This is a genomic window from Marinospirillum sp. (genome assembly GCF_014859565.1).
In genome coordinates, this window is sequence record NZ_JACUUA010000262.1 from 1 (window position 1) to 4,094 (window position 4,094).

The 4,094-nt window shown below is 47.7% G+C and carries 5 protein-coding genes; all 5 read left to right on the top strand.

Annotated features, from left to right (window positions below; translation table 11 throughout):
- Nucleotides 1-119 precede the first annotated feature (119 nt).
- Nucleotides 120-653 (top strand): hypothetical protein, encoded by a 534-nt coding sequence (locus tag IBX50_RS17885; protein ID WP_292257698.1) that lies wholly within the window; start codon nt 120-122, stop codon nt 651-653.
- Nucleotides 646-1,173: a hypothetical protein gene (locus IBX50_RS17890; RefSeq protein WP_292257700.1), complete on the top strand. Its 528-nt coding sequence runs from the start codon at nt 646-648 to the stop codon at nt 1,171-1,173. Before IBX50_RS17885 ends, IBX50_RS17890 begins: the two co-directional genes overlap by 8 nt.
- Before the next feature lie 4 nt (nt 1,174-1,177).
- The gene (gene wecB / locus IBX50_RS17895) at nt 1,178-2,245 is read left to right on the top strand and encodes a non-hydrolyzing UDP-N-acetylglucosamine 2-epimerase (RefSeq protein ID WP_292257702.1); all 1,068 of its coding nucleotides are present in this window, start codon (nt 1,178-1,180) and stop codon (nt 2,243-2,245) included.
- Complete coding sequence (locus IBX50_RS17900) at nt 2,242-3,468, top strand: glycosyltransferase family 4 protein (RefSeq protein WP_292257705.1); 1,227 nt, start codon at nt 2,242-2,244, stop codon at nt 3,466-3,468. The genes wecB and IBX50_RS17900 overlap by 4 nt, the downstream gene beginning before the upstream one ends.
- Nucleotides 3,469-3,517: 49 nt before the next feature.
- Nucleotides 3,518-4,094, top strand: a 577-nt coding sequence (locus IBX50_RS17905; protein ID WP_292257707.1) for an AAA family ATPase, incomplete at its 3' end; no start/stop codon positions are given.

Here is a 4,094-nt window from a genome sequence, read left to right on the forward strand (position 1 = left end):
TCGGCCAAGTCGCGTTATGACGTGAACCGTCAGCTGGGGCTGGTGGAGGGTAGGTAAAGCAGCCCTGTGAAAATAATTCTGACGGCTGTAAATCGGCTTCAAAAATATAGAGGTGTTTTATGAGCCCTAATGCGTTTCGTGAATTTTTGCAAAATCAGAAACAGCAAGCGCCAGCAGAAAATGAAATTGACTGGGCTGGAAAGCTTGCAACCTGGCAGGCTGCAGTCGAATCTTTTATTGACCAAGTGAAGGCATATTTATCAGAGTTTTCGGATGATATTCACATAAAAAATGGAACAGTAACCCTTTCAGAGGAGTTCCTGGGTACCTACGAGGTGCCTTCTTTGACACTGAAATTACCTGCAGGCCGTGTGTTAATTAAACCGGTCGGTACGAACTTGATCGGTGCCAGTGGGCGTATCGATATGGAAGGCCCTGAAGGCAAAGTTAAATGGGTGTTGGTGCCTGAATCCTCTGAGCGCCCAAAAATCACGGTACAAATCAGAGAAGATATTGATGAACCGTTGGTTACACCTGAAGATAAGCCTGAAAAACGAGTCTGGAAGCTAGCTACACCACCGCCTAATATTCGCTTGGTGGCGATGACTAAGGACACCTTCTTGGAAGCCGTTATGGAAGTGGCCAATGGCTAAAGGCTTTTTGCGATCGGGTGATGAGCAAAGCTTTGTGGGTGTTTATGAGTATTGGCAGGATGCCCGTGATGGTTTGCGGTTGCTGGTAAACCATAAAAATAGCAGAAATCGTTTTTTGGGCATGACACCTGAAGAAGCTCAAGGCTTTTTGATTGAGCGTCAACAAGAGCTGGATTATCAGTCTGGCCTTGCGCTGCTGGGCAGTATTGAGGCAATTCTTCAGCTTGATTTCCATTGCCGTGTTCAAAATAAACTGAAAGACCCTTTAAGTCGTGAGTTCAGGGAGCTGAAAAAAAGTATTCAGCGACGAATTTCGTTGGAAGAGCATATCCTGAAGGCATGGCAAACTATTTATCCTGAAACCCGCCCCTTATTCCAGCCTTTGAGCAAGGCAATAAAGTTCAGACACTGGCTTGCTCATGGTCGTTATTGGCTGCATCATCGTTCTGAAAGATTTAATTTTAACGAGTTATACGAAATTGCAGAGCTGATGCAAAACTCACTCCCACTCAAGAATTAATGTAATGAAAATTCTAACCATTATCGGCGCACGCCCACAATTTATTAAAGCCAGCGTGGTGTCTCGCGCTATCGCTCAAACAGAGGGCATTGAAGAAATTATGCTGCATACTGGGCAGCATTTTGATGCCAATATGTCGGATATCTTCTTTAATCAGTTAGGTATTCCCAAACCCGATATTCAACTGGATATTCATAGTGGCAGTCACGGCCAAATGACTGGGCGTATGTTGGTAGAAATCGAACAAGCTCTTCTTGAGCACAAACCGGATCGTGTGCTCGTCTACGGTGATACCAACTCCACCCTGGCCGGTGCTTTGGCGGCAGCCAAATTACATATCCCAGTGGCCCACGTGGAGGCGGGACTGCGCAGCTTTAATATGCAAATGCCCGAAGAGATCAACCGAATTCTGACCGACCAGATCAGCGATTTACTTTTTTGCCCCACAGACACCGCCGTTCAGAACCTCAATAACGAAGGCTTTGCCAACAAGCCTGTACAGGTGTTGCAGGTGGGGGATGTGATGCAAGATTCAGCACTTCTGTTTGCCAAGCAAGCGGTTGCCCCTTCGGGTGATTGGCCCGAGGGTTTTATACTGGCTACCCTGCATCGTGCTGAAAATACTGATAACCCTGAGCGCCTTGCGGCAATTGTAGCGGCCTTGAATGAAATCAACGCCAGCTTAGCGCCTGTGGTGCTGCCACTGCACCCACGAACACGAAAACTGATTGCCAAGCAGGGTCTAGAACTTAATGTCCACCTGATTGATCCGGTCGGTTATTTCGAAATGGTTTGGCTACTGAATCACTGCCAGTTAGTGCTGACAGATAGCGGTGGTGTGCAAAAAGAAGCCTTCTTCTTTGGCAAGGCCTGTGTAACGATGCGAGATCAGACGGAATGGGTCGAACTGATAGAAGCGGGTGCCAATGAGCTGGTGGGGGCGGATCAAGCCAGAATTGTTGAAGCGGCTACTCGTAATGTTGGCCGTAAAGTGAAGGATACTCATAATCTGTATGGCGGGGGCAAGGCTGCAGAGAGGATTGTGAATGTGTTGGTTAAGGCGGGCGCATGAGTAAAGTTGTTTGGATTATTCACCAGTATGCATCAACACCTGAAACGGGTATTGGCGGTAGGCACTATTACCTGGGTCGGGAGTTAGCAAAGAAGGGCTTTCAAGTCTATCTGATTGCTTCTGCAAATCATCACCTTCTTCGTGAAAAACCTCAGTTTGAAGGTCGTTTTAAACTGGAAGCTGCTGAAGGTTTTACCCTGGTTTGGGTGAAAATGCCGGATTATATTGAAGCCCACAGTAAACAGAGGGCGCTGAACTGGTTCCTGTTTCCCTGGAGAATTCAAAAACTGGCTCGGTTACTGCCGGATAAGCCGGACACCATCCTGGCCTCCTCACCTTCACCCATTGCTTTCCTGGGTGCCCAGCGGCTGGCTAAAAAATTCAAATCCCGTCTGATCTTTGAAGTACGCGACATCTGGCCACTCACGCTAACTGAAATTGGTGGTTATTCACCAAGGCACCCTTTCATTCGCATCATGCAGTGGGTGGAAGACAAAGCTTATCAAGACGCTGACGCAGTGGTTTCCAACCTAAAAAACTCGGTTGAACACATGGTCAGCCGGGGCATGCAGCGTGAAAAGTTTACCTGGATTCCAAATGGTTTTTCCTTGGATGAGGTCAATCAGAAGGTGCCGCTGAATAGCGCTGCTGCTAGTCAATTACCCGAAAACAAGTTTATTGTGGGGTATACAGGCACTCTTGGCGTTGCTAACGCACTGGATGCCTTGATTGAGGCTGCAGAACGATTACAGCATTACCCTGACATTGCATTTGTACTGGTCGGGGGTGGAAAAGAGAAAGCGGCCCTTCAGGCTTTAGTTACTGAAAAACAACTGGATAATGTATTTTTTATTGATCCTATCCCTAAAGTTGAAATTCAAGCCATGTTAAGCGAGTTTAATGCTTGTTACATCGGTTTAAAAAAAGATCCGCTTTTCCGATTTGGTGTATCACCCAACAAGCTTTTTGATTATCTATATTCAGGAAAGCCGATTGTTTATGGTATTGATTCAGGAGAGTATAAACCGATTGAAGAAGCCAAGGCAGGTCTGCAAGTGCCAGCTCAAGATCCTCAACAACTGGCTGCTGCGATATTAAAACTTTACCAGTTGCCTGTAGAGGAAAGGCAGGTCATGGGGGAAAATGGTCGCAAGGCTGCAATGGAACAGTATGAGTATGGGCAGTTGGCCGAGCAGTTGGCAAAGGTACTATTCGAAAGATGATAAAGCGTAGACCATCGCGCAGGGGACTGCGCTCCCACAGTAGGTGAGTATGGATAAGTTTTTTAATACCGCTGGACCCACCATTACTGCGGATCATTACTATATTGATTTGCTGCATCGGTTGGACTGGGAGGAGATTCAGCACTTAATTGCCAGTAAGCGCTATTTTGTGCTTCATGCCCCGCGCCAGACGGGAAAGACCAGCACCCTGTTGGCGATCATGAAGGAGCTAAATGCTTCGGGGCGTTATGCCTGTGCCTATGCCAATATCGAAGGGGCTCAGGCAGCCCGGGGGGATGAAACCCAGGGTATTCCGGCGGCGTGTGATGCAATGGTCGATGCCATCGCCCGTTATGCAAAAATCCCTGCTTTGGCAGAGTGGTATCGAAGAGCTAAACCCGAAACTGAGCCTCAGCACTTACTGACTCGTGTATTAACACACTGGGCGGAAATCTCTGATAAACCCACGGTACTGTTACTGGATGAAGTGGATGCTTTGGTGGGTGATACCCTGATTTCCCTGCTGCGCCAGATTCGTGCCGGTTATGCCCAGCGCCCGGATTTTTTTCCGCAATCCATTATTCTCTGCGGTGTTCGGGATGTGCGCGATTATCGCATGCATCAGG

Coding starts and splice junctions, on each gene's coding strand:
- IBX50_RS17885 (WP_292257698.1), top strand. CDS start 120: ATGAGCCCTAATGCGTTTCGTGAATTTTTGCAAAATCAGAAACAGCAA.
- IBX50_RS17900 (WP_292257705.1), top strand. CDS start 2,242: ATGAGTAAAGTTGTTTGGATTATTCACCAGTATGCATCAACACCTGAA.
- IBX50_RS17890 (WP_292257700.1), top strand. CDS start 646: ATGGCTAAAGGCTTTTTGCGATCGGGTGATGAGCAAAGCTTTGTGGGT.
- wecB (WP_292257702.1), top strand. CDS start 1,178: ATGAAAATTCTAACCATTATCGGCGCACGCCCACAATTTATTAAAGCC.